Below are 26194 nucleotides of genomic sequence, written 5' to 3'. Positions count from 1 at the left end.
GTACCAGCGCTGACCAAACCGGTCTCGGAGCTTGGTCACACCCGCCGTGTGCGACCGTGAACTGCGAGACTTGAGTCATGAGCTACGGCCCGACTGACTCCTTGCGCTCCGTCACCCTCGACGATGTGCGCGGAGCCCAGAAGATGCTCTCCGGTGTGGCACGCGTGACGGCGATGGAGGGCAGCAGGCACCTGTCCCAGCTGGTCGGCGCGCCGGTGCACTTCAAGTGCGAGAACCTGCAGCGGACCGGCTCGTTCAAGCTGCGCGGCGCTTATGTCCGGATCGCCGGGCTGCTGCCGGAGGAACGTGCCGCCGGGGTGGTGGCCGCGAGCGCCGGTAACCACGCGCAGGGGGTGGCGCTCGCCTCCGCGCTGCTCGGTGTGCACGCCACCGTGTTCATGCCGAAGGGTGCCCCGCTGCCGAAGATCAGCGCGACCCGGGACTACGGCGCCGAGGTGCGCCTGCACGGCCAGGTGGTCGACGAGACGCTGGCCGCCGCCCAGGAGTACGCGGAGCAGACGGGCGCGGTGTTCATCCACCCCTTCGACCACCCGGACGTCATCGCCGGTCAGGGCACGGTCGGCCTGGAGATCCTGGAACAGTGCCCGGAGGTGCGCACGATCGTCGTCGGCATCGGCGGCGGCGGGCTGGCGGCCGGCATCGCGGTCGCGGTGAAGTCGCTGCGGCCGGACGTGCGGATCGTCGGGGTGCAGGCGGAGGGCGCCGCTGCCTACCCGCCCTCGCTCGCGGCCGGCCGCCCGGTGTCGGTGCGGAACCCGGCGACGATGGCCGACGGCATCAGGGTGGGGCGGCCGGGCCTCGTGCCGTTCGGGATCGTCGAGGAACTGGTGGACGAGGTCCGCACGGTGAGCGAGGACCAGCTGTCGGCCGCGCTGCTGCTGTGCCTGGAGCGGGCCAAGCTGGTCGTGGAACCGGCCGGGGCGAGCCCGGTCGCGGCCCTGCTCGGCGAGCCCGGAGCCTTCCCGGGCCCGGTCGTCGCGGTGCTCTCCGGCGGCAACGTCGACCCGGTGCTGCTGCAGCGGGTGCTGCGCCACGGCATGGCCGCGCAGGGCCGCTACCTGGCCGTTCGGCTGCGGCTGACCGACCGTCCGGGCGCCCTCGCCACGCTCCTCGGGGTGTTGTCAGTGGTCGACGCCAACGTCCTGGACGTGAGCCATGTACGAACCGATCCCCGGCTCGGGCTCACGGAGGCGGAGGTGGAGCTGCACCTCGAGACGAAGGGACCGGCGCACTGCGCCGAGGTCGGCCAGGCCCTGCGCGAGGCGGGCTACACGGTCATCGACTGAGGCCGGCCCGGGCCCGGAGCGACGGTGTCACTCGTTCGGGGAAAACCATTGAGGGACGCGATACATCGCGTTATGGTGTGTCGCGTGGCCGCCGGTACGCCGATCCGTCGGCCTTCTGTCCGCCGGTTCGCGCGCGGAAAGCCCCTGGTGGAAAACAGCAGGCGGCGCCGAGCGGACAAACCTACGCTTTTCCGCAACCCCCCACCTTGTCCCGAACGATCCCCGATGACGTGGAGACTCATATGCCAGGCGCCATCTACGCCGAAGGTCTGGTGAAGACCTTCGGCGACGTAAGGGCACTGGACGGCGTCGACCTCGATGTCCCCGAGGGCACGGTCCTCGGCCTGCTCGGGCCGAACGGCGCCGGCAAGACGACGACGGTCCGGTGTCTGACCACACTGCTGCGCCCCGACAGCGGCCGGGCGGTCGTCGCGGGTGTGGACGTCCTCAAGCACCCTGACACGGTCCGTCGCTCCATCGGCCTGTCCGGCCAGTTCGCGGCGGTCGACGAGTACCTGACCGGCCGGGAGAACCTGCAGATGGTGGGGCAGCTCTACCAGATGAGGGCCAGGGCGGCCCGGCAGCGCGCGGCCGAACTGCTCGAGCAGTTCAACCTCGCGGACGCGGCCGACCGCCCCGCCAAGACGTACTCCGGAGGCATGCGCCGCCGGCTCGACCTGGCTGCCGCCCTCGTGGTCTCACCGCCCGTGATGTTCATGGACGAGCCGACCACCGGCCTCGACCCGCGCAACCGCCAGCAGCTGTGGGAGGTCATCAAACAGCTCGTCTCCGGCGGTACGACCCTGCTGCTGACCACGCAGTACCTGGAAGAGGCCGACCATCTCGCCCACGACATCGCGGTCGTCGACCACGGCCGGGTCATCGCCAAGGGCACCTCCGACCAGCTCAAGGCCCGCACCGGCGGCGAGCGCGTCGAGGTCGTGGTGCACGAGCGCGAGCACATACAGACCGCTGTGGAGATCCTGCGGGGCTTCGGCAAGGGCGAGACCACGGTCGAGGAGCACACCCGCAAGCTCACCGTCCCCGTCACCGGCGGCGCCAAGCTGCTCGCCGAGGTCATCCGGGAGCTGGACACCCGCGGGATCGAGATGGACGACATCGGGCTGCGCCGCCCGACCCTCGACGACGTCTTCCTGTCCCTGACCGGACACATGGCCGAGGCCGCCGACCAGGACCGGGCGAACGGCAAGGAGGCCGTGAAGAAATGAGTGCCGTCACCGACACCGTCCGCATCGCGGCACCCGGCAACCCCATCGGCCGGTCCGTCCGCGACTCGCTGATCGTCGCGAAACGCAACCTGATCCGGATGTCCCGGATCCCCGAAATGGTGATCTTCGGGCTGATCCAGCCGATCATGTTCGTGGTGCTGTTCACCTACGTGTTCGGCGGCTCGATCCAGGTCGGCTCGTCCACCTCCACCCAGGCCTACCGCGAGTTCCTGATGGCCGGCATCTTCGCCCAGACCGTCACGTTCGCCACGGCGGGCGCGGGTGCGGGCATCGCCGACGACATGCACAAGGGCCTCATCGACCGCTTCCGCTCCCTGCCGATGGCGCGTGGTGCGGTGCTGACCGGACGCACCATCGCCGACCTGGTGCAGACGTCGCTCACCCTTGTCGTCCTGGCGGTCGTCGCCCTGGTCGTCGGCTGGCGCACGCACGAGAACTTCGGCAAGGTGCTCGCCGGATTCGGCCTGCTCCTGCTGCTCGGGTACGCGTTCTCGTGGATCGGCGCGCTCATCGGACTGTCCGTGCGCACTCCTGAAGCGGCGACCTCGGGCGGCCTGATCTGGCTGTTTCCGCTGACGTTCATCTCGAACGCGTTCGTGGACGCGAACCAGATGCCGTCCTTCCTGCGGCACATCGCGGAGTGGAACCCGTTCAGCGCCACCGTGCAGGCGAGCCGTGAGCTGTTCGGCAACCTTCCCCCGGGCTTCCAGGCGTCCGACGCCTGGCCCATGCAGCACCCGGTGTGGGCCTCGCTGATCTGGTCGGTCGTGATCATCCTGGTCTTCCGTACGCTGGCGGTCCGCAAGTACCGCCGGGCGGCCGGCTGACGGATCCGCCCTCGCTTGCGGCGACGGCGGATCCCGCACGCGGTTCAGCGGCACAGGGCGGTGTCCACGACACCGTCCATGCGCTCCTTGGTCGCCTGGCTCGGCTGCAGGGTCACGGCGACGTTGACCGCGCGGCCGTCCTCGGTGGCGCCGCCTCGGGTCTCGTATCCCGTCATGCTGCCGCCGTGGCCCCAGTACACACCGCCGCACGACAGCGGTGTGCTGACGAGTCCCAGCCCGTAACGGGCACCGGCGGGAAAGGGGTAACTGGCCGGGACGGTGGTGCGCATCTGGTCGAGCTGGGCCTTCGGGAGAAGGCGGCCGGCCAACAGCGCGGTGAAGAACCGGTTCAGGTCGGAGTCGGTGGACACCATCTGGCCCGCGGCCCAGGCCCAGGAAGGGTCCCATTCCGTGGCGTCGACCAGGGGCGCGCCTGCCGAATCCTGGTAGTAACCCCTGGGATGGCGCTCCCGGATCGTCACCTCGCCCGGGGCGGGGAAGTAGGTGTGGCGCAGGCCGATGCGTCCGATGACGCGCCGGTCGATCTCCCCGGCGAGGGGGCGGCCGGTGACCTTCTGCACGATCAGGCCGGCCACCAGGTAGTTCGTGTTGCTGTAGGCCCACTTCGTGCCGGGCACGAAGTCGGCCTTGTGCTGGAGAGCGAGGTCGAGGAGTTCGCGGGGGTCGTAGGAGCGGATGTCGTCGCTGAGGTACTCGCTGTAGTTGGGAAGTCCGCTGGTGTGCTGGAGCAGTTGGCGGACGGTGATGCCGCGTCCGTCGATCCCGTCCCCGCGGAGGAGGCCGGGCAGATAGGTGTCGACCGGGGCATCGAGGCCGATCCTGCCTTCACCGACCAGTTGCAGCACGACCACCGCCGTGAACGTCTTGGTGTTGCTGCCGATGCGCACCTGACCGTCCCGGGGCACCTTCGCACCGGTGGCCAGGTCGCCGACCCCTGCGGTGTAGGTGCGGGTGCGGCCGTCACGGTCTTGGACGCTCGCCAGCGCGGCGGGCACGCCGTCGGTGCGCACCAGCGCGTTCAGGCCCTTCTGGACGGTGTGCGGCGTGGCGGCGGCAGACGCCGCGGGCGGGGCCAGGGCACCCATCGTCATGACGCCGACGGCCACCGCGGCCGCGGCCGGCACGGCGCTGCGCCGGCCACTCCGCCGCCCGGACGAACGAAACCTCTGCCATGCCTGCTCACGCACGAGCCAACTCCCCCGGAATCATTGGGTAACCACCGGCTGATGGGCCCAGCATCTCCGGAAGCGACCGCGCGGGACGATCGTGCTACCCGCCCAGCTCCAGGTAGGGCTAACCCCCGGCCGCACGACGACATGGCAGCGCCCCCGGTGTCACGCGGACGCCGGGGGCGCGATGCGAACCAGTGGGTGGGATCAGCCCGAGTACGGCTCGGCCTTCAGGATCCGCACCGAGGCCTTCTTGCCGTTCGGCAGCTCGTACGCCGCGTCCTCGCCGACCTTGTGGCCGATGACACCGGCGCCCAGCGGGGACTGCGGCGAGTACGTCTCGATGTCGGCGCTCGCGTACTCGCGGGAGGCGAGCAGGAACGTCATCGTGTCGTCCTCGTCGCCGTCGAAGGCGATCGTGACGACCATGCCCGGCGCGACGGCACCGTCGGCGGAGACCGGGGCCTCGCCGACCTGGGCGCCCTCCAGGAGCTGGGTCAGCTGGCGCACGCGAAGCTCCTGCTTGCCCTGCTCCTCCTTGGCAGCGTGGTACCCGCCGTTCTCGCGCAGGTCGCCCTCCTCGCGCGCGGCCGCGATCTTGGCGGCGATCTCCGTGCGCGCAGGACCAGTAAGGTACTCAAGCTCGTCCTTGAGCTTGTTGTACGCCTCCTGGGTCAGCCAGGTGACGTTCTCGCTGGTCTGGGTCACAGGGTGCTCCTCGTCGGTACTGGGAATACAAAGCATCGCCCTACCCAGAAGAATGTTCCTTCTTGGATGGGCGAAACCACGAGCCTAACAATTCAATGGCTCAAGGGGGAGGACATAAGCCATCAGAATCTCATCAATGCAGGTCAGGGCGATGCATTGCGAGTGAAGGATCAGCCGGCGTGGCAGCCGAGCAGCTCGGCCGTCGTCCCCTTGGCCGTCGTACGGAGCGTGACGACCTTGTCGATGCGCGTGGCCGGACCCGTGAAGCGGAAGTCCGCCCGGCCCACCTCGGCACCGTCCGCCGACTGGGAGCGCAGGGTGCAGTAGCCGGTGGCGCCGGAGTCCTTGTGGACCTCCAGATGCACCTTGACCGCGTCGTCCGAGGCCTGGAAGGTGATCACCTGGGCGCTGATCTCGTTCTGCGCGACGTAGTGGTAGGCGAAGTAGCCGACCAGTGCGAGCAGGAGGGCGCCCAGCACGGAACCGGCGATCTTGAGCTTGCGGTCGGCACGCTCGTCCGAGGAGCGGCCGTAGCGGCCCTCGGGCAGCCGCGTGCTCGCCGTGCTCATGATCGTCCTCTCCGCGGAATTATTCGCCCTCCGATTCGGTCACTATAGAAGCCGCCGAACGCACCCCAAGACGCGGGGGCGCCGACATACGAGGATCGAGTGTCTTGACTGACCAGCTGCGACTGATGGCCGTGCACGCGCACCCCGACGACGAGTCGAGCAAGGGCGCGGCGACCATGGCGAAGTACGTGTCCGAGGGGGTGGACGTGCTGGTGGTGACGTGCACCGGCGGAGAGCGCGGGTCCATTCTCAACCCCAAGCTGCAGGGCGACCAGTACATCGAGGAGCACATCCACGAGGTACGCAAGAAGGAGATGGACGAGGCTCGCGAGATCCTCGGGATCAAGCAGGAGTGGCTCGGCTTCGTCGACTCCGGCCTGCCCGAGGGCGACCCGCTGCCGCCGCTGCCCGAGGGCTGCTTCGCCCTGGAGGACGTCGACAAGGCGGCCGGCGAGCTGGTCCGGAAGATCCGCTCCTTCCGCCCGCAGGTGATCACCACCTACGACGAGAACGGCGGCTACCCGCACCCCGACCACATCATGACCCACAAGATCTCGATGGTGGCGTTCGAGGGCGCGGCGGACACCGAGAAGTACCCCGAGAGCGAGTACGGCCCGGCCTACCAGCCGCTCAAGCTCTACTACAACCAGGGCTTCAACCGCCCCCGTACCGAGGCCCTGCACCAGGCGATGCTCGACCGCGGCCTGGACTCGCCCTACGGGGAGTGGCTCAAGCGCTGGAAGGAGTTCGAGCGCACCGAGCGCACGCTGACCACGCACATCCCGTGCGCGGACTTCTTCGAGATCCGTGACAAGGCGCTGATCGCCCACGCCACGCAGATCGACCCCGACGGCGGCTGGTTCAAGGTGCCGATGGAGCTGCAGAAGGCGGTCTGGCCGACGGAGGAGTACGAGCTGGCGAAGGCGCTCGTCGACACCTCCCTCCCCGAGGACGACCTCTTCGCGGGCATCCGCGACAATGCCTGACATGAGCGCAAGCCTGGCACTGACGCATCTCGTCCCCCTCGCCAAGGAAGTCGACGAGAACAAGGTCACCCCCGGCGTCCTCGGCTTCATCGTCTTCGCGGTGATGGCCCTGGCCGTGTGGGGCCTGATGAAGTCGATGAACAAGCACATGCAGAAGGTCGACTTCAAGGAGTCCCCGGACGCCGGGTCGGAGCAGCCGTCCGACTCCACACCGCAGCGGGGCTGACCGCTCAGCGCCCGGCCGGCACCGCCACCCCCATCACCTCCCGGGCGTGGCGGTCCGGCGTCATGCGCAGCCGCCAGGCCTGCCAGCCCGCCTCCAGGCTCACACCCCGCTCCAGCAGCAGGGCGTAGGCCGGCACCCACTCGTCCAGCTTCTCGTCCCGCAGCGGATGCGTGGCGCGGGCCAGCTGGGCCAGCTCCTCCTGGGCGACGGCCGTACCGACCTCCATGCCGCCCGGCGCCCCGTACGGCAGCAGGGTGCAGCGCAGGAACCGGGCCCAGTCCTCGCCGCGCCGGTCGCCGTAGGACGTGAACAGGGTCACCGCCTCGTCGCACAGGGCCAGCGCCTGCGGGATCCGGGCGTTGCCCGCGTCCACCACCGCCAGCTCCAGGCAGGTCCAGGCCTCGCCGTGGGCGACGCCGATGCGCTGGAAGTCGGCGCGGGCGTCCACGAGCAGCTGGCGGGCGAAGCCCGAGTTGCGCAGCGAGCCGGTCTGCGCGGCCCGCTGGTCCCGGGTGACCCGGGCCGAGTGGTGCCGGGCACAGGCCAGGCCGTAGACGTCGCGCATCCGGGAGAACATCTGCCGGGAGCGCTCCAGGTCCCGGACCGCGTGGTCCAGCTCGCCGGTCTCCTCCAGGGCCTGGCCGAGGTAGTACAGCGTCCAGGCCTCGCCGCGCGCGTCCTCGTTCTCCCGGTGCCGGGCCGCCGCCTGGCGCAGGCCCTCCACCGCGGGGGCGGCGTCGCCGCCGACCAGCCGCGCCCGGGCCAGCTGGGTCAGCGCCCAGGCCTCCCCGCGCGCGTCGCGCGTACGGCCGTACCGCTCCAGGGCCGCCCGCAGCTCCGTCTCCGCGCGCGGTACGTCACCCATCCGCAGGGCCAGCTGGCCGAGCTGGAAGTGGGCCCAGGCCTCGCCGTGCAGGGAGCCGCCCTCGCGGTGCAGGACCAGGGAGCGGGTGAGCAGGTCCAGGGCCTCCGACAGCCGGGCGCGGTCGCGCTGGACCGCCGCCAGCGCGTGCATCGTCCAGGCGCGGTCCGTCGACAGCTCCTCGGCCGCCTGCAGATCCAGGGCCTCCTGGAGCTTGGCGGCCGCCTCGGTGAGGTTGCCCTGGTGGTGCAGGGTGATGCCGAGGGAGCACAGGGCGCGGGCGGCGCCCGCGTCGTGGTGGGCCTCCCGGTAGAGGTCCACCACCGAGGCGAGCGTGGTGCGCGCCTTGTCCAGCTCGCCCAGATGGCGGGCCGCGATACCCGTGCGCCACTGCACGGAACGCACCAGCAGGCCCTGGTCGACGGCCTGGGCCAGCTCGCTGATCTCGCCCAGCCGGTACAGGTCCCCGCGCAGCAGGCAGTAGTCGCACAGGGCACCGAGCAGGTTCAGCACCGCCGCCTGGTTCACGCCCTCCGCGTACCGCAGGGCCGCCGTGATGAAGCTGGACTCGTCGTCCAGCCAGCGCAGCGCCTCGTCCAGCGAGGTGAAGCCGTGCGGGCCGAACCGGTCCGAGCGCGTCGACATGTTGCCGTCGACCAGCCGCAGCACCGAGTCGGCCAGCTCCGCGTAGTTCACGATCAGCCGCTCCTGCGCGGCCGTGCGCTCGGCCGGGTCCTCCTCGTCCAGCAGCCGGGCCTGCGCGAAGGCGCGCACCAGGTCGTGCAGCCGGTAGCGGCTGCCGCGCACATGGTCGATCAGACCGGCCCGGGCGAGCGCGGCCAGATGCCGGGTCGCCTCCGGCTCGTCGGTGGCCAGCAGGGCGGCGGCCGCCGCCGCGCCCAGCGAGGCCCGGCCGGCCAGCGCCAGCCTTCTCAGCAGCCGGCGCGCGCTCTCCGGCTGGTCGGTGTAGCGCAGCCACAGCACCCGCTCCACCGGCTCCACCGGGCCGTACGCGCCGAGGTCCGTGGCCAGCTGCCGCGGCGAGCGCGGACCCAGCGCCGAGCCGGCGACCCGCAGCGCCAGCGGCAGGCTCCCGCACAACTGCCGGATCCGGTCCGTGGACTCGGCGTCGTACGGCCCCGACATGTCCTGCGCGGCCGCGCTCAGCAGTTCCTCGGCGCCCGCCGTGTCCAGCGCCTCCACCGGCAGATGGTGCACCCAGGCCACCAGGTCCGCGGGCAGCTCCAGCGGCGTGCGGGAGGTGACCAGGACCAGGCTGTCGGAGCGCTCCGGCACCAGCGCCCGCACCTGCTCCGGGTCCGAGGCGTCGTCCAGCACGATCGTCACCGGCACGCCGGTCAGCTGCTGGTGATACAGCTCGCCGAGCCGCTTGACCTGCTGGTCGGGGGAGGAGCGCTCACGGAACAGCAACTGCTCGCGGGGTGCGCCGAGCCGGTTGAGCAGGTGCAGCAGGGCGTCCCGGGTGGGCAGCGGCGGCTCCTCCCGGCTGCCGCCGCGCAGGTCCACGACGACCGCGCCACGGAAGTGGTCCCTGAGGTCGTGCGCCGCCCGGACCGCGAGCGTCGTACGGCCCGCGCCCGGCTCCCCGTGCAGCACGACCACCGTCGGCCGGGTCTCGGTGGCCGCCCGGGCCGACTGCGCCCACTGCCTGATCCGCGCCAGCTCCTGGCGGCGCCCCGCGAACGGGCCTGCCGGCTCCGGCAGTTGACCGAACGACTGCTCCAGCACCGTACGCCTGCGGGCCGCCGCGCTCTTGTCCGCACCACGCAGCGCCGGGCCGCTCGTCTTCTTCGGACCCGTGGAGGCGCTGAGCACCCGCTGCTGGTCGAGGAACGGGCGGATGCCGCGCACCTCCAGCGCGGTCAGCCACTGCAGCCGCAGCTGCTCCGGGCCGCCGGGCTGGCCGGCCGCGCCCGCGCGATGGTGGGCGGCGGGCAGATGGGAACCGGCCACCTTCACCACGGTGGCCGCGGCCCCCACCACACCCACGGCGACGCCCGCACCCACGGCCGTGCCGGTGCCGGTGCCGAGGGACAGGTCGGCGACGGCGGCGGCCACCGCGGCGACGCCCGCCACCAGTAAGGCCGTGCCGGCACCCTCGCGGGCGTACCGCTGGCCGAAGGTGAGGCGCCCGGCCTCGGCCTCGTCGAGCGCGCGCGTGTAGGTCTCGTACTCCTCGGCGGCGGACTGTGCCATGGCGTCCAGCGCGCCGCGCCCCCGCGACAGCAGGAGCTGCCCGTCGGTCCGCCCGCCGGAGCGCCGTACCTCCTCCTCCACGGCCCGCCCCAGCAGCCGCTCGGCCTCCACCCGGTGGCTGTCCCGCATGTTCCGTCCCCCTCCGGCGGCAACTCCTTTGCCTATGAGTGTCCTTCGGGGAGGGCGGGAACGCGAGGGGCGGAGATCAGGGGCCGGGTGAGGATTTGGTGGCGGCAACTCCCTTGTGCGCGGCCGCCTTTTGCGGCTCCGACAACGCCAGGACCACACACACCCCCGCCAGCACGGTCTCCGCCACCGCACACGCCAGCGCCTGCGCGAGGTCGCTGCCCGACTGGGACGTCGTTATGTCGAACCACGCGTCCAGCACCGCCATCGCCGCCGTCGCCGCGGCCGTCAGGCGGGCCCGGGGATCCGCGCGCAGGCCGAGCAGGGCCGTCGCGGCGCAGCCTGTCGCGATGAGGACGTCGAGGCCGATCCAGGCCAGCGACCAGTGCTGTACCTCCGTGCTGCCCGGGAGTGTCAGCGCGAGCACCACCATCCACGGCACCAGCAGGACGGCCCCCGCCCCGAGCAGGATCAGCGTCCACCTCTTCGCCGTCCACCTCTTCAGTGCGCCCTTCATGAAAGATCCCCCGTCCGTCGTCCGCGTCCTTCCCGCACAGCCCCCACAGTAGACCGCAGAGAAATTTTTGCAAAGAAAACTCGGCAGACATCAGGGACGGCTCAGGGTTCTCAGGGTTACGGTGGCCGCATGACCGACGGCATGCCCGAGATGACCAGCCTTGAGCGCACCGCTCTCTACAAGTCCCTCGGCAACCCCCTGCGCCGCCGGATCCTCGACTACCTCGGCCGGCACGGCGAGGCGAACTCCACCGTCCTCGCCCGCGAACTCGGCGAGAGCTCCGGCACCACCAGCTACCACCTGCGCAAACTCGCCGAGCAGCGGCTCATCGAGGAGATCCCGGAGAAGTCCGGCGGGCGCGAACGCTGGTGGCGGGCGCTGCCCTTCAGTCACACCACACCCGACCCGGCCACGATGTCCCCGGAGGAGTACGCGGCCGCGGAACAGCTCGCCCACCTCAAGATCGGGGTCGACACCGCCCTCTTCCGCCGCGCCCACCAGGAGTACCGGGGCCCCGAGGGTTGGGCCCAGGTCCAGCGCACCGGCACCTGGATGACCAGGGAGGAGCTGCTCGCCTTCCTGCGCGAGTACCACGCCCTGATCGAGCGCTACGGTCACCTCCGCGAGGACGCCCCGGAAGGGGCGCGCCCGGTGTCGATGCGTTTCTACGCGGTGCCGGACCCCGTGGGAGAGTGGAACGGTGAACCGACTGGCCCATGAGACGTCCCCGTACCTGCTCCAGCACGCCGACAACCCCGTCGACTGGTGGCCCTGGTCGGCCGAGGCCTTCGAGGCCGCCCGCAAGGCGAACAGACCGGTCCTCCTGAGCGTCGGCTACAGCAGCTGCCACTGGTGTCATGTCATGGCCCACGAGTCCTTCGAGGACCAGGCCACCGCCGACTACCTCAACGAGCACTTCGTCAGCGTCAAGGTCGACCGCGAGGAGCGCCCGGACGTCGACGCCGTCTACATGGAGGCCGTGCAGGCGGCCACCGGCCAGGGCGGCTGGCCCATGACCGTGTTCCTCACCCCGGACGCCGAACCCTTCTACTTCGGCACCTACTTCCCGCCCGCGCCCCGGCACGGCATGCCCTCCTTCCGGCAGGTGCTGGAGGGCGTCCGGCAGGCCTGGGACGAGCGGCGCGACGAGGTCGGCGAGGTCGCCGGGAAGATCGTGCGCGATCTCGCCCAGCGGGAGATCAGCTACCAGACCGACCGGGTTCCCGGTGAACAGGAGCTGGCCCAGGCCCTCCTCGGGCTCACCCGGGAGTACGACCCGCAGCGCGGCGGATTCGGCGGCGCGCCCAAGTTCCCGCCGTCCATGGTGCTGGAGTTCCTGCTGCGGCACCACGCCCGCACCGGCGCCGAGGGCGCCCTGCAGATGGCCCAGGACACCTGCGAGCGGATGGCCCGCGGCGGGATCTACGACCAGCTCGGCGGCGGGTTCGCCCGCTACTCCGTCGACCGCGACTGGGTCGTGCCGCACTTCGAGAAGATGCTGTACGACAACGCGCTGCTGTGCCGCGTGTACGCGCATCTGTGGCGGGCCACGGGGGCCGACCTCGCCCAACGGGTCGCCCTGGAGACCGCCGACTTCCTGGTGCGCGAACTGCGCACCACCGAGGGCGGGTTCGCCTCGGCGCTCGATGCCGACAGCGACGACGGCACGGGAAAGCACGTCGAGGGCGCGTACTACGCGTGGACCCCCGAGCAGCTGCGCGAGACCCTCCAAGGTGATGCCGACCTCGCCGCCCAGTACTTCGGCGTGACCGAGGAAGGCACCTTCGAGCACGGGCAGTCGGTCCTCCAGCTTCCGCAGCAGGAAGGCGTCTTCGACGCCCGGCTGATCGCGTCCATCAAGGACCGCCTGTTGGAAAAGCGCGCGCAGCGCCCCGCTCCCGGCCGCGACGACAAGGTCGTCGCCGCCTGGAACGGGCTCGCGATCGCCGCGCTCGCCGAGACCGGCGCCTACTTCGGACGGCCCGACCTCGTCGAAGCCGCCGTCGGCGCCGCCGATCTCCTCGTCCGCGTGCATCTCGACGACCATGGCCGGCTCGCCCGGACCAGCAAGGACGGCCGAGTAGGGCCCAACGCGGGGGTGCTGGAGGACTACGCCGACGTCGCCGAGGGCTTCCTCGCGCTCGCGTCCGTGACCGGCGAGGGCGTCTGGCTGGACTTCGCCGGGCTGCTCCTCGACCATGTGCTGGCCCGCTTCACCGACCCCGGCAGCGGCGCCCTGTACGACACCGCCTCCGACGCCGAGCAGCTCATCCGCCGGCCCCAGGACCCCACCGACAACGCCACCCCGTCCGGCTGGACCGCGGCGGCCGGTGCCCTGCTGAGCTATGCGGCCCACACCGGTTCGGAGCCCCACCGGGCGGCGGCGGAACGGGCGTTGGGCGTGGTGAAGGCGCTCGGGCCGCGTGTGCCGCGGTTCATCGGGTGGGGGCTGGCCGTCGCGGAGGCGCTGCTCGACGGGCCCCGGGAGGTCGCGATCGTCGGGCCGTCCCTCACCGACGAGAGGACAAGTGCCCTGCACCGTACGGCACTTCTCGGCAACGCCCCGGGCGCCGTCGTCGCCGCCGGGACTCCGGACAGTGACGAGTTCCCGCTGCTCGCCGATCGTCCGCTCGTGGGCGGTGAACCGGCGGCGTACATCTGCCGTAACTTCACCTGTGACGTCCCGACGACCGATCCGGAGCGGCTGGGCGCGGCGCTGAACACCACCTGAGCGGCGCGAACGCCCGGAGGAGCGGAGGGGTGAACTGCCCAAATGTGAGCAGGTGTTCGGATAGCTACCGCTTCCCGTAACACCGTTCCGAAACACGCTATTTATCGGAAGAGCTCCCACGCTTCACAGATCCCCCCTAGTCTCTCCACAGCGCGTACGCGGGTGTAACTCACCGTTGCGCGCACAGGGGGTACTGGGGATCTGGGGGGATCTTTTTGCTGACGTCTGTCTTCATTGCTGCCGTCTCGCTGGCTCTGTTCTGGATGGCGGCCTTCACTCTGTGGTGGCAGATGCACGCGTGGCGTACGCCCGAGGTGCTCGCCTCCACCCGGTTCAGCAGACCGGACGGGAACGAGCACCTGTCCTTCTCGCTGCTCCTGCCGGCCCGGCACGAGCAGGCCGTGCTCGACCACACCATCCAGCGACTGCTGGAGTCCACGCACACCGACTTCGAGATCATCGTGATCGTCGGGCACGACGACCCGGAGACCACCGAGGTGGCCCGGGCGGCGGCCGAGCGCGACCAGCGCGTCCGTGTCGTCGTCGACACCCACGAGAAGAAGAACAAACCGAAGGCCATGAACACGGCGCTGCCGCACTGCCGCGGCGACGTCGTCGGGGTCTTCGACGCCGAGGACCAGGTCCACCCGGAGCTGCTCGCCCACGTCGACCACGCGTTCCGGACGACGGAGGCGGACGTCGTCCAGGGCGGTGTCCAGCTGATCAACTTCCACTCCAGCTGGTACAGCCTGCGCAACTGCCTGGAGTACTTCTTCTGGTTCCGCTCCCGGCTGCACCTGCACGCGCAGAAGGGGTTCATCCCGCTCGGCGGCAACACCGTCTTCGTGCGGACCGACGTCCTCAGGGAAGCGGACGGCTGGGACCCCAACTGCCTCGCCGAGGACTGCGACCTGGGTGTACGCCTGTCCAGCGTCGGCAAGAAGGTCGTCGTCGCCTACGACTCCGACATGGTCACCCGTGAGGAGACCCCGGGCTCGCTGATGTCGCTGCTGAAGCAGCGCACCCGCTGGAACCAGGGCTTCCTGCAGGTGTACCGGAAGAAGGACTGGAAGCAACTGCCCGCCCTCAGGCAGCGGTTGCTCGCCCGGTACACGCTGATGACCCCGTTCCTGCAGGCCTTCTCCGGCGTGATCATTCCGGTCAACGCGGCGATCGCGCTCTTCCTCGACGTGCCGGTCGGCGTCGCCTTCATCACCTTCCTGCCGCTGGTCACGGCCGCCGTCACCTTCGTCTTCGAGGTGGTCGGACTGCACGACTTCGGCAAGCAGTACGGCCTCAGGGTCCGCTTCGTCCACTACCTGAAGCTCGTCGTGGGCGGCCCCTTCTACCAGGTCCTCCTCGCCGGGGCTGCGATCCGCGCGGTGTGGCGCGAACAACGCGGCCGGAACGACTGGGAGTTGACCACGCACGTCGGCGCGCACCTCACCGCGGCCGAGCCGATCCGAGAGGACGTTCCTGCGTGACCTCCACTCTTCCCGCGGTGACCACTCCGAAGGTCCCCGCGCAGCGCAAGCCTGCGCCTGAGACGCGTTCGACCGGCCGAACAAGCCCGCCGGAGCGGCTCCGCTCCTCCCGCTCCGACCTGCTGCTGTGCGGTCTCCTGCTGGTGGCGATCCTCGTCGTCCAGGGCTGGAACATCGCCGACTACCCGACCCTCAGCGACGACGAGGGCACCTACCTCGCCCAGGCCTGGGCCGTCCAGCAGGGCAAGGGCCTGGCCCACTACACCTACTGGTACGACCACCCGCCGCTCGGCTGGGTCCAGATAGCCCTGCTCACCTGGATACCCTCCGCGATCAGCCCGGGCTCGATGACCGTCGGCTCCATGCGGATCGCCATGCTGGTGATCAGCGGCATCAGCGCGGTGCTGGTGTACGTCCTCGGCCGCAGGCTCTCCCTGCCCCGCTGGGCCGCCGGGCTCGGCATGGCCCTGTTCGGGCTCTCCCCGCTGGCCGTCGTGCTCCAGCGGGAGATCTTCCTGGACAACATCGCCGTGATGTGGCTGCTGCTGGCGTTCTGCCTCGCCGCCTCGCCCAGCCGGCATCTGTGGCACCACTTCGGCGCGGGCCTCGCGGCCGCAGCGGGCGTGCTCACCAAGGAGACGATGCTCGTCGTCCTGCCCGCCCTGTTCGTCACCATGTGGCGGCACAGCCACCGCGACACCCGCAAGTTCGCCCTCACCGGAGCCGTCACCGCCTGCGCCCTGATCGGCTTCTCCTACCCGCTCTTCGCCCTGCTGAAGGGCGAGCTGCTCCCGGGCAGCGGGCACGTCTCGCTGTGGGACGGCATCAAGTACCAGATGTCCAGGCCCGGTTCGGGCTTCATCCTGGACACCTCCTCCGGCTCGTACGGCGTGCTGCACTCCTGGCTGTACTACGACCGGGTGCTGCCCCTCGGCGGCCTCGCCGGAGCCCTGCTGCTGATCGTCACCTGGCGCTGGTCGGTCACCGCCCGCGCCCTCGCCGGGCCCGCCCTGACCGTGGCGATCCTGGCCGCCGTGGCCATGCGGCCCAACGGCTATCTTCCCGCCATGTACATCATCGGCGCGCTGCCCTTCCTCGCCCTGGTCCTGGCCGGCGGCGCCGCCTCCGTCGCCCACGCGGTCGTGCGCCGTAGGCGCGCCGAGAGCGAGAAGCGGTACGTCACCGGCGGCCGGTACGCACTCGCCGCCGTACTGGCCCTCGCCGCCGGCGCCTACGTCGTACCGCACTGGTACGACGGCGACCGCACCGCCCTCACCGCCGACGCCAACAAGCCCTACCGGCAGGCCTCCGCCTGGCTCAGCACCGAGGTCGAGAACCCGAAGAAGACCCGGGTCCTGGTCGACGACGCCCTCTGGCTGGACCTCGTGCACGCCGGGTACCGGCCCGGGCTCGGCGCGATCTGGTTCTACAAGGCCGACCTCGACCCGGCCGTCGCCAAGACCATGCCGCACGGCTGGCGGGACATCGACTACGTCGTCGCCTCGCCGACCGTCCGCCGCGACGCCAAGGACCTGCCGGGCGTCAAGGCCGCCATCCAGCACTCCGAGCCGGTCGCCACCTTCGGCACCGGACCCGACCGCATCGAGATCCGCCAGATCCAGACGGCAGCCGCGGGAGGCGCACGATGAGCAGCCACGAGTACACCGTCCCCGCCGAGGGCCTGGACGCCGCGGAAGTCGCCGAACCCGGCGCCGTCACCATCGTCGTACCGACCTTCAACGAGTCGGCGAACATCCGGCAGCTGCTGCACCAGATCACCGAGTCGGTGCCCGCGCGGCTGCCCTGCGAGGTCGTCTTCGTGGACGACTCCACCGACGACACCCCCGAGGTGATCCGCGCGGCCGCGCAGGACTGCCCGTTCCCGGTGGCCGTGCTGCACCGCGAGGAGCCGGTCGGCGGGCTCGGCGGGGCGGTGGTCGAGGGGCTGAAGGCGGCCACCTCCGACTGGATCGTCGTCATGGACGGCGACTGCCAGCATCCGCCGTCCCTCGTACCGGAGTTGGTGGCCACCGGCGAGCGGACGAACGCCGGGCTCGTCGTCGCCTCCCGGTACATCAAGGGCGGCAGCCGGGCCGGGCTGGCCGGCAGCTACCGGGTGGCCGTCTCGCGCGGCGCGACCTGGCTCACCAAGGCGCTCTTCCCGCGCCGGCTGCACGGCATCAGCGACCCGATGAGCGGCTTCTTCGCCATCCGGCGCAGCGTGGTGACGGCCGACGCGCTCAAGCCGCTCGGGTACAAGATCCTCCTGGAGCTGGCGGTACGCAGCCGTCCCCGGCAGGTCGCCGAGGTGCCGTTCGTCTTCCAGGACCGGTTCGCCGGCGAGTCCAAGTCGAGCGCGCAGGAGGGCTTCCGTTTCCTGCGCCACCTGGCCGGGCTGCGCACCGCCTCACCGGTCGCCCGCATGGTCGGCTTCGGGCTGATCGGGGCGAGCGGCTTCGTGCCGAACCTCGTCGGACTGTGGGCGCTGACCGTGCTCGGCCTGCACTACGTGCCCGCCGAGATCCTCGCCAACCAGCTTGGCGTCGCCTGGAACTTCCTGCTCATCGAGCAGCTGCTGTTCCGCGACCGGCGCGCGCACCGCCGCTGGTGGGACCGGCTCGGCCGGTTCGCGCTGCTCGCCAACGCGGACCTGGTGCTGCGCATCCCGCTGATCGCGCTGCTCGTCGACCGGTTCGGGATGGGCGCGCTGCCCGCCACCGCGCTCGCGCTGGTCATGACGTTCGTCCTGCGCTTCGTGGGGACCGAAGCGCTGGTCTATCTCCCGCGACGCCGCCGTGGGGGTCGTACAACCGCAAGGAGAGCCGTGTGAGCAAGTACCGCAGACGGACCGCGCTGGTCGGAGTGGGGGCCCTGACCGCCGGTCTGCTCCTCACCTCGCCGCAGGCCGCCGAGGCGGCCAACCTGGTCAAGAACCCGGGCTTCGAGACCGCCGGTACGGACGGCATGCCGTCCTGCTGGGAGAAGTCCGGCTGGGGCGACAACGACTTCAGTTTCGCGACGGTGCCGGATGCCCACTCCGGCTCCAAGGCCATGAAGGTCACGCTGACCCGGCGGGTGGACGGCGACCGCAAGGCGCTGATAACCGAGTCCACCGCGTGCGCGCCGGTGGTGTCGGCGGGCAAGCAGTACGACCTGGGGCTCTGGTACAAGACCACCACCCCGGACGCCAGCATCACCCTGTTCCGGCACGACACGACAGCCGGCTGGCAGTACTGGACCGACCTCAAGACCCTGGACATGGCGTCGAGCTGGACGCAGGCCACGGTCCGCACGCCCGGGGTCCCGGCCGGCACCGACCGCATCACCTGGGGTGTGTCGGTGTACGGCACCGGTTCGGCGACCACCGACGACTACACCATGGATCAGGTCCCGGACACGCTCCCGCCCCCGTCGTGCACGGCCACGAAGCAGATCTGCTCGAACGGAAGCTGGTCCGTGCTGCCGACGCAGAACCCGGTCCGCTCCATGCACTCCGTCGTCCTCAACAACGGCAAGGTGCTGCTGATCGCCGGCTCCGGCAACAGCGAGGAGAACTTCAACGCGGGCACGTTCACCTCGGCGGTGTACGACCCGGCGGGCGGCACCTACAAGGTCATCCCCACGCCGAAGGACATGTTCTGCGCGGGCCATGTGCAGCTCCAGGACGGGCGGGTCCTGGTCATGAGCGGCAACAAGGCGTACCCGGTCGCGGGCGGGCACGGCTACGAGGGGTTCAAGGACTCGTACATCTTCGACCCGAAGACCGAGACCTACAGCAAGACCAACGACCTCAACGACGGCCACTGGTACCCGTCGGCGACCGAACTCGGCAACGGTGACGTCATCTCCTTCGGCGGTCTGCGCGAGGACTCCTCGGGGTCGGTGACCGCCGAGCGCTGGTCGGACAAGGACCAGCAGTGGCTCCCGCTGTCGCAGGTCAACCAGACCTGGTCGTACTGGGGTCTGTACCCGTCGATGATCCTGATGCAGGACGGCCGCCTCTTCTACACGGGCAGCCATGTCTTCGGCAACAACATCCCCGGCACGGGCTCGGCGATCTACGACTACGGCGCCAACACGGTCACCCAGATCCCGGGGTTGCAGAACAAGGACCAGCGGGACCAGTCGGCGAGCGTGCTGCTGCCCCCGGCGCAGGACCAGAAGGTCCTCACCATCGGCGGCGGCAACATCGACTCCAACCCGGACGCGGGCCGTCTCACCGACCTGATCGACCTCAAGCAGGCCAACCCGTCGTACGTCGCCGGTCCGCAGATCCCCCAGGGCATGGTCGACCTCGGCAACGGCAAGGTCGCCGAGACCGGCACCCAGGGCAAGATGTACGTCTCCGCCGTCCTGCTGCCCGACGGCAAGGTCCTGGAGACGGGCGGCGCCCTGCACAACCGGGCCAACCCCGTGTACGAGTCCTCGATCTACGACCCGGCCACCAACAACTTCAACGCCGTCGCCGCCGACCCCGAGTCCCGCGGCTACCACTCCTCGGCGTTCCTGCTGCCCGACGGCCGGGTGATGGCCACCGGCGACAACCCGGGCAACGGCACCTGGAACCACAACGTGTCGATCTACACCCCGCCCTACCTCTACAAGGGCACCCGCCCGACGATCACCTCGGTGATCAACCAGGAGTGGAAGTACGGCGACACCCAGCGGATCACGGTCGACCGGCCCATCGCCAAGGCCGAGCTGATCCGCCCGGCCGCGGTCACCCACTCCTCCGACCCGAACCAGCGCTTCGTCGACCTGCCGCTGTCCGTCGACGGCAACAACGTGGATCTGAACGTGACGAGCAACCCCAACCTGGCCCCGCCCGGCTGGTACATGCTCTTCGCGGTGGACGCCAACGGGGTGCCGTCGGTGGCCAAGTGGGTGCACCTGCAGGGACCGGCCGCGCTCAGCGCCTCGGCCGCCTCCCCGCACGTCCACTCCTTCGCCGACGGTCTGACGGGCAGGACCTCGGGGCCGGGCAAGAAGCGGTCCTCGCAGAAGGTCAGCCCCACGATCTCCGGGTGCGACCGGCACTACGGGTCGATCAACGTGTGCGTGCCGACGGTGTTCCCGCCGCAGGTGAAGAAGACTGCCGCCGCCCGCTGTACCTGGCTCAAGCAGAACCACTACGGCCGGCTGAAGGTCAACGGCGGGGACGATCCGCTGGGGCTCGACCGGAACCGGGACGGGGTCGCCTGTGGGAGGGCTGACGTGCGATAGCCCCTAGGGGCGTTGCGCCAGGGCGCGTTCCACGATCGCTTCGAGCTGGTCGTGGTGCGCGCCCTTCCAGTAGGCGCGGCCGCATGCCGTGCACTGGGCGAAGACGTCGTACGTGCGCTGGGTGCCGTGTTCCAGCTGGTCGGCGACCTCGTCCTTGGTGGCCTCGCGCAGCAGGCCGTTGCAGGCGGTGCAGCGGGTCCAGGGGCGCAGGTCGGGGGCGAAGCGGTCGAGGACGTCCTGGAGCTGGTCCTCGGGGCGGGTGCTGTAGATGTACGCCCCCGCCCACAGCTCGCGGCGGCGCAGCAGGCCCCGGTCGCGGCTGAGCATGACCCGCTTCTCCGCCGCCGAGCGGGCGGCCAGCGCAGGGTCGCCGATGTCGGTCGACTCGTACGCCGTGTCCACGCCGAGCAGGCGCAGCCGGCGGGCGAGGGTGCCGAGGTGGACGTCGAGGAGGAAGCGGAGCGGGGCGCCGGGGACCTGCTGGGGGCGCTGCACCGCGCGGACCTCCACGCGCTCGCCCGACGCCGGGATGTGCGACGGCGGCACCTCGCGGCCGTCCACGACCAGCGCGCCGACCTCGGTGAGCGGGACGCCGAGGGACTCGATGACATGGCCGAGCGTCGAGACGCCGTCCGTGCTGAGACCTGCGGCACCGGCGCGCCTTGCCGGCGGCACGAACAGGTGCAGTGCGGGGGCGACTTCGACGTGGATCTCGGGTCCGTTCACATCGTCAGGATGGCACGGGGCCGGGCCGGGGCCTCAGGGTTTTTCGGCGGGGAGGCCGTGTTCGAGGACGTCCAGGGTGCGGTCGACGAGGCTCTCGAAGTCGTCCCGGTGGCCGTGTTCGGCCCAGTACATGGACGTCTCCATCAGGCCGCCGATCAGCGACATGGCGTAGACCCGCACCTCCAGGCTCTCCGGATCGCGGCCGGTGCGCTCGCCGATGGCCTGGCAGAGCATGTGGCCGGTCACCGACATGCTCTCCATCATGCGCGAGCGCACCGCGGGGACCTGGACCATCAGGTGGGTCCGCAGCCGGGAGATCCGCCGGTCCTCGTCGACGCCGAGCTGGACGGCCCGCCGCATCACGTACCGGATGGTGTCCGCCCACGGTTCCTCCGCGGGCCGCTGCCTGATCTCCTCCATGATGAGCGGGTCGTACTCGTCGGTGAGGACGATGTCCTCCTTGGTCGGGAAGTAGCGGAAGACGGTCGACGGCGACACCTCCGCCCGGTCGGCGATCTGGTCGATCGTCGTGGCGTCGTACCCCTGCTCCTCGACCAGGGCGTACGTCGCCGCGCGGATCGCCTCGCGGGTCTTGATCTTCTTGCGTTCGCGCAGACCGAGGCGGGTGCGGTCGGCAGCGGAGGCGGGGGAGTGTGCGGCCGTCATGCCCGTCATTGTCCGGCATCTCCCGCGGGGGCGGCCACGGCCGGGGCCTGCTCCCGTTCCGTGCGCCGCGCGACCGGGGTGTTCGGCAGGAAGGCCGCCGCCAGCAGCGCGGAGACGAGGGCGGCGATGCCGCACACCAGCAGGACCACGCCCATGCCGTGGACGTAGGCACTGTTCGCGGAGGCGGCCAGGTGCGCGGAGCCGGTCTTCTGGGCGATCAGATGCGCGGCGACCACCGAGTCCCCGGCGGTGTGGGCGGCCGGTGCGGGCAGGCCGGTCACGTCGAGGCGGTCGCGGAAGACGTTGGCCAGCAGGCTGCCGAGCAGGGCGATGCCGATCGCTGAGCCCACCTGGCGCAGGGTCATCAGCAGGCCCGAGCCGCTGCCGGCCCGGTCCCGGGGCAGGGTCGCGAGGGCGCCGGTCATGGACGGTACGAGCGCGAAGCCGAAGCCGAGGCCGGCGATGGTGAGCCACAGGGCGGTGTATCCGTAGCCCTGGCCGGTCGTCGTACGGCTGCCGAGCAGGGCGGCGAAGGCCAGCACGACCAGGCCCGCGCTGACCGTGGCGCGCGCCCCGAAGCGGGTGGCGACCGGGGGAGCGAGCTTCGCGGCGACGGACAGGCCGAGGACCATGGGCAGCATCCGGACGCCGGTGCCGAGGGTGTCGTTGCCGAGGACGGCCTGGAGGTAGGGCGGCAGCACGAACATCAGGCCGGACAGCACGAACATCACCAGGGTCGCGGCGACGGTGTTGAGCAGGAAGCCGCGCCTGGCGAGCAGGGTCATGTCCAGCATGGGGCGCCGCACCCGGCGCGAGCGTAGGACCAGCCCGGTGATCAGGACCGCCGCTCCGGCGAACATCGCGAGGATCAGCGGATCGCCCCAGCCGCGGTCGGGGGCCTCGATGATCGCGTAGATGAGGGCGCCGAGCCCGCCGACGGTGAACGCGGTGGAGAGGGTGTCGACCTGGGGGGAGGCGGGGTCGCGGGTCTCGGGGAGCAGGAGGACGCAGGCCGTGATGCCGATCGCGACCATCGGGACGTTGATCAGGAAGACCGAGCCCCACCAGAAGTGGTCGAGCAGCCAGCCGCCGATGATCGGGCCCAGCGGCAGGCCCAGTGCCGAGCCGGTGGAGACGAGGCCGATGGCCTTGCCCTGCTCGTCCGGGGTGAACAGCGACGGCAGCACCGACATCGCCAGCGGTGTGATCAGCGCGGCGCCCACGCCCATCACCGCGCGGGCCGCGATCACCACGTTCACGTCACCGGCGAGGGCGCCCAGCAGGGAGCCGGCCAGGAAGACCACCAGTCCGGCGATCAGCATCCGCCGCCGCCCGAACCGGTCGCCGAGCAGGCCCGCCGGGAGCATCAGCGCCGCGAAGACGACGACGTACGCGTCCGCCATCCACTGCTGCTGACCGGTGGTGGCGCCGAGCTGCTCCGCCATGGTCGGCAGTGCCACGTTGAGGATCGTCATGTCGAAGCCGAGCACCAGCATGCTCGCGACCAGGGCCCCGAGGGCCCACCAGCGGCGGGAGTCGCGCCGCGTCTCTTCGGTCTGGATGACAGCAACCATGAAATGAGAGTAACTATCAAAAGACGGCTGTCGTCAATAGGGATGCTCTGTCAGGGCATGAAAAACGGCCACGGCTGGAGTGCCGTGGCCGGAAAGGGGCCGCTCGAAAGGGCTGCTCGAAGGGTTACGCGTGCTGGTACGCCACCAGCGAGATGCCGACGTAGTGGACGACGAACGCGGCGAGGGTGAGGGAGTGGAAGACCTCGTGGAAGCCGAACCAGCGCGGTGACGGGTTCGGGCGCTTGATGCCGTAGATCACGCCCCCGGCGCTGTAGAGCAGGCCGCCGACGATCACCAGGACCAGGACGGCGATGCCGCCGGTGCGCATGAAGTCGGGCAGGAAGAAGACGGCCGCCCAGCCCATCGCGATGTAGCAGGGGGTGTAGAGCCAGCGCGGGGCGCCGACCCAGAAGACGCGGAAGACGATGCCCGCGGCGGCCGCGGCCCAGACGCTCCACAGCAGCCACTGACCCTTGGCGCCCGGTAGGAGCAGCATGGTCAGCGGGGTGTAGGTGCCCGCGATGATCAGGAAGATGTTGGCGTGGTCGAGGCGGCGCAGTACGCCGTCCATCCGGGGGCTCCAGTTGCCCCGGTGGTACAGCGCGCTGACGCCGAAGAGCAGGCAGGCCGTCAGGACGTAGATCCCGCAGGCGATGCGGCCTCTGGTGGAGTCGGCGAGGGCGGTGAGCACCAGCCCGGCGATCAGTACGGCCGGGAACATGCCGAGGTGCAGCCAGCCGCGGAGCCTGGGCTTGACCGGGTGCGGCAGCGAGAGCGCGGTGGGACCGTGGCCGGCGGCCGGCGAGTCCGTGGGCGCGTCGGGGACGGGCGCAGTCATGCGGGGCATGGTACCTACGGCTCCGTAAGTCGCGCGTCAGCGCGCCCTCGTGAGGGGTCGTAACGCAAAAAGTCCTCCTGTTGAACTCCATGCGTACGCAAAGAATCACGGAAACCGTGGGATTCCTCACGTTGCTCACCTGTGATGCCCTCTGGACAGATGGGCACTAGAATCGGATGATCAAATGAGTGCGGTCGGCACCGGATGAGCGGCTACGAAGCGTCCGGGCCGCGGCCCCCACGGGGCGAGACAAGACAAAAATCCCTCAATTAGGAGCAATCGTGGCGCGCGACATCGCGGCTCCCACCGTCATCCCCACCAACCACCAGGAACTGATCTCGTGGGTCAACGAGATCGTCGAACTGACCCAGCCGGACAGCGTGGTCTGGTGTGACGGATCCGAGGCCGAGTACGAGCGACTGTGCGAGGAGCTCGTCGGCAAGGGGACCTTCAAGAAGCTCGACCCGATCAAGCGCCCGCACTCCTACTACGCCGCCTCCGACCCGACCGACGTCGCGCGCGTCGAGGACCGGACCTTCATCTGCTCCGAGCAGGAGCAGGACGCCGGCCCGACCAACCACTGGAAGGCCCCCGCCGAGATGCGGGAGATCTTCGCAGGTGAGAAGGGCCTGTTCCGCGGCTCGATGCGCGGCCGGACCATGTACGTCGTCCCGTTCTGCATGGGCCCGCTCGGCTCCCCGCTCTCCGCGATCGGCGTGGAGATCACCGACTCCGCCTACGTCGCCGTCTCCATGCGCACGATGACGCGCATGGGCCAGGCCGTCCTGGACGAGCTGGGCGACAGCGGCTTCTTCGTCAAGGCCGTCCACTCGCTCGGCGCCCCGCTGGAGCCCGGCCAGGCGGACGTCCCCTGGCCCTGCAACCAGACCAAGTACATCTCCCACTTCCCGGAGAGCCGCGAGATCTGGTCGTACGGCTCCGGCTACGGCGGCAACGCGCTGCTCGGCAAGAAGTGCTACGCCCTGCGCATCGCCTCCGTCATGGCCCGCGACGAGGGCTGGCTGGCCGAGCACATGCTGATCCTCAAGCTCACCCCGCCGCAGGGCGAGTCCAAGTACGTCGCCGCCGCCTTCCCGAGCGCCTGCGGCAAGACCAACCTCGCCATGCTGGAGCCCACGATCTCCGGCTGGACCGTGGAGACCATCGGCGACGACATCGCCTGGATGCGGTTCGGCGCGGACGGCCGGCTGTACGCGATCAACCCCGAGGCCGGCTTCTTCGGCGTCGCGCCCGGCACCGGTGAGCACACCAACGCCAACGCGATGAAGACGCTGTGGGGCAACGCGGTCTTCACCAACGTCGCCCTCACCGACGACGACGACGTCTGGTGGGAGGGCATGACCGAGGAGGCGCCCGCCCATCTGACCGACTGGAAGGGCAACGAGTGGACGCCGGCGTCCGAGACCCCGGCCGCCCACCCCAACGCCCGCTTCACCGTCCCGGCCTCCCAGTGCCCGATCATCGCGCCCGAGTGGGAGGACCCGAAGGGCGTGCCGATCTCGGCGATCCTCTTCGGCGGCCGCCGCGCCTCCGCGGTGCCGCTGGTGACGGAGTCCTTCGACTGGAACCACGGTGTGTTCCTCGGCGCCAACGTGGCGAGCGAGAAGACCGCCGCCGCCGAGGGCAAGGTCGGCGAGCTGCGCCGCGACCCCTTCGCCATGCTGCCGTTCTGCGGCTACAACATGGGCGACTACATGGCCCACTGGGTCAACGTGGCCAAGGACAAGGACCAGTCCAAGCTGCCGAAGATCTACTACGTCAACTGGTTCCGCAAGAACGACGCGGGCAAGTTCGTCTGGCCGGGCTTCGGTGAGAACAGCCGCGTCCTGAAGTGGATCGTGGAGCGCCTGGACGGCAAGGCCGAGGGCGTCGAGACCCCGATCGGCGTCCTGCCGACCCGGGACGCGCTGGACACCAACGGCCTCGAACTGGCCGAGTCCGACCTCGACTTCCTGCTCACGGTCGACAAGGAGGTCTGGCGCGAGGAGGCGGCCCTCGTCCCCGAGCACCTCAACACCTTCGGCGACCACACGCCGAAGGAGCTGTGGGACCAGTACCGCGCGCTGGTCGAGCGCCTGGGCTGAGCCCCGCACCGAAGACTCCACGGCCGGTTGGGATGCCCTGACCAGCGATCGTCACGGCCGGC

General features: G+C 70.5%; 21 protein-coding genes. 12 read left to right on the top strand and 9 right to left on the bottom strand.

Annotated elements, in window-relative coordinates:
- Positions 1–77: 77 nt before the first annotated feature.
- The 3 genes from ilvA (at position 78) to CRP49_RS07650 (ending at position 3384) form a co-directional block, all read left to right on the top strand.
- A complete protein-coding gene (ilvA, locus tag CRP49_RS07660; protein WP_097252726.1) occupies positions 78–1307 on the top strand; it encodes a threonine ammonia-lyase in 1230 nt (409 codons plus the stop codon).
- A 242-nt stretch (positions 1308–1549) separates the two neighbouring features.
- Positions 1550–2536, top strand: coding sequence for an ATP-binding cassette domain-containing protein (locus CRP49_RS07655; protein ID WP_097252725.1), 987 nt, complete (start codon positions 1550–1552; stop codon positions 2534–2536).
- Complete coding sequence (locus tag CRP49_RS07650) at positions 2533–3384, top strand: ABC transporter permease (protein WP_097252724.1); 852 nt, start codon at positions 2533–2535, stop codon at positions 3382–3384. Before CRP49_RS07655 ends, CRP49_RS07650 begins: the two co-directional genes overlap by 4 nt.
- Before the next feature lie 44 nt (positions 3385–3428).
- Here the strand turns inward: CRP49_RS07650 and CRP49_RS07645 are convergent, their stop codons facing one another.
- From CRP49_RS07645 to CRP49_RS07635, 3 genes are all read right to left on the bottom strand, one after another.
- On the bottom strand, positions 3429–4592 hold the full coding sequence (locus CRP49_RS07645; protein WP_257033327.1) for a serine hydrolase: 1164 nt from the start codon (positions 4590–4592) through the stop codon (positions 3429–3431).
- Between the two features lie 189 nt (positions 4593–4781).
- A complete protein-coding gene (greA, locus tag CRP49_RS07640) occupies positions 4782–5282 on the bottom strand; it encodes a transcription elongation factor GreA (RefSeq protein WP_094215280.1) in 501 nt (166 codons plus the stop codon).
- A 170-nt stretch (positions 5283–5452) separates the two neighbouring features.
- Complete coding sequence (locus CRP49_RS07635) at positions 5453–5851, bottom strand: DUF4307 domain-containing protein (RefSeq protein ID WP_097252723.1); 399 nt, start codon at positions 5849–5851, stop codon at positions 5453–5455.
- Between the two features lie 104 nt (positions 5852–5955).
- On the opposite strand from CRP49_RS07635, the gene mca reads away from it, so the two are divergent.
- Complete coding sequence (mca, locus tag CRP49_RS07630) at positions 5956–6837, top strand: mycothiol conjugate amidase Mca (RefSeq protein WP_094215278.1); 882 nt, start codon at positions 5956–5958, stop codon at positions 6835–6837.
- Entirely contained in the window at positions 6830–7063 is a 234-nt protein-coding gene (locus tag CRP49_RS07625; protein ID WP_179851540.1) for a hypothetical protein, read from the top strand. The genes mca and CRP49_RS07625 overlap by 8 nt, the downstream gene beginning before the upstream one ends.
- 4 nt (positions 7064–7067) lie before the next feature.
- Here CRP49_RS07625 and CRP49_RS07620 read toward each other — a convergent pair whose 3' ends face one another.
- Together CRP49_RS07620 and CRP49_RS07615 are read right to left on the bottom strand one after the other, a co-directional pair.
- Positions 7068–10271, bottom strand: coding sequence for a tetratricopeptide repeat protein (locus tag CRP49_RS07620; protein ID WP_097252721.1), 3204 nt, complete (start codon positions 10269–10271; stop codon positions 7068–7070).
- Positions 10272–10347: 76 nt separating this feature from the next.
- Complete coding sequence (locus tag CRP49_RS07615) at positions 10348–10785, bottom strand: hypothetical protein (protein ID WP_097252720.1); 438 nt, start codon at positions 10783–10785, stop codon at positions 10348–10350.
- A gap of 129 nt (positions 10786–10914) precedes the next feature.
- On the opposite strand from CRP49_RS07615, the gene CRP49_RS07610 reads away from it, so the two are divergent.
- From CRP49_RS07610 to CRP49_RS07585, 6 genes are all read left to right on the top strand, one after another.
- Positions 10915–11505 (top strand): helix-turn-helix transcriptional regulator, encoded by a 591-nt coding sequence (locus tag CRP49_RS07610; protein WP_097252719.1) that lies wholly within the window; start codon positions 10915–10917, stop codon positions 11503–11505.
- Positions 11486–13516, top strand: coding sequence for a thioredoxin domain-containing protein (locus tag CRP49_RS07605; protein WP_097252718.1), 2031 nt, complete (start codon positions 11486–11488; stop codon positions 13514–13516). The genes CRP49_RS07610 and CRP49_RS07605 overlap by 20 nt, the downstream gene beginning before the upstream one ends.
- Positions 13517–13731: 215 nt before the next feature.
- Complete coding sequence (locus CRP49_RS07600) at positions 13732–15000, top strand: glycosyltransferase (protein WP_097252717.1); 1269 nt, start codon at positions 13732–13734, stop codon at positions 14998–15000.
- Positions 14997–16649 carry a glycosyltransferase family 39 protein gene (locus CRP49_RS07595; protein ID WP_097252716.1) on the top strand — a complete coding sequence of 551 codons (1653 nt, stop codon included), beginning with the start codon at positions 14997–14999 and terminating at the stop codon, positions 16647–16649. The genes CRP49_RS07600 and CRP49_RS07595 overlap by 4 nt, the downstream gene beginning before the upstream one ends.
- A complete protein-coding gene (locus CRP49_RS07590; protein ID WP_097252715.1) occupies positions 16646–17830 on the top strand; it encodes a glycosyltransferase family 2 protein in 1185 nt (394 codons plus the stop codon). The genes CRP49_RS07595 and CRP49_RS07590 overlap by 4 nt, the downstream gene beginning before the upstream one ends.
- Positions 17827–20223 (top strand): galactose oxidase early set domain-containing protein, encoded by a 2397-nt coding sequence (locus CRP49_RS07585; RefSeq protein WP_097252714.1) that lies wholly within the window; start codon positions 17827–17829, stop codon positions 20221–20223. The genes CRP49_RS07590 and CRP49_RS07585 overlap by 4 nt, the downstream gene beginning before the upstream one ends.
- Before the next feature lie 3 nt (positions 20224–20226).
- Here CRP49_RS07585 and CRP49_RS07580 read toward each other — a convergent pair whose 3' ends face one another.
- The 4 genes from CRP49_RS07580 to CRP49_RS07565 all read right to left on the bottom strand — a co-directional run bounded on the left by CRP49_RS07580 (position 20227) and on the right by CRP49_RS07565 (position 24027).
- On the bottom strand, positions 20227–20949 hold the full coding sequence (locus CRP49_RS07580; protein ID WP_097252713.1) for a Mut7-C RNAse domain-containing protein: 723 nt from the start codon (positions 20947–20949) through the stop codon (positions 20227–20229).
- A gap of 33 nt (positions 20950–20982) precedes the next feature.
- Positions 20983–21624 (bottom strand): TetR/AcrR family transcriptional regulator, encoded by a 642-nt coding sequence (locus CRP49_RS07575; RefSeq protein ID WP_097252712.1) that lies wholly within the window; start codon positions 21622–21624, stop codon positions 20983–20985.
- Positions 21621–23189 (bottom strand): MFS transporter, encoded by a 1569-nt coding sequence (locus tag CRP49_RS07570; protein WP_097252711.1) that lies wholly within the window; start codon positions 23187–23189, stop codon positions 21621–21623. Before CRP49_RS07570 ends, CRP49_RS07575 begins: the two co-directional genes overlap by 4 nt.
- 124 nt (positions 23190–23313) lie before the next feature.
- Positions 23314–24027 carry a hemolysin III family protein gene (locus CRP49_RS07565; protein ID WP_097252710.1) on the bottom strand — a complete coding sequence of 238 codons (714 nt, stop codon included), beginning with the start codon at positions 24025–24027 and terminating at the stop codon, positions 23314–23316.
- A 281-nt stretch (positions 24028–24308) separates the two neighbouring features.
- Here CRP49_RS07565 and CRP49_RS07560 point away from each other — a divergent pair, with 281 nt between their 5' ends.
- On the top strand, positions 24309–26132 hold the full coding sequence (locus CRP49_RS07560; RefSeq protein WP_097252709.1) for a phosphoenolpyruvate carboxykinase (GTP): 1824 nt from the start codon (positions 24309–24311) through the stop codon (positions 26130–26132).
- Positions 26133–26194: the final 62 nt, after the last annotated feature.

The sequence above is a fragment of the Streptomyces sp. Ag109_G2-15 genome, assembly GCF_900215565.1.
Classification (GTDB): domain Bacteria; phylum Actinomycetota; class Actinomycetes; order Streptomycetales; family Streptomycetaceae; genus Streptomyces; species Streptomyces diastatochromogenes.
This window is presented reverse-complemented; position numbering and strand designations above follow the sequence as displayed.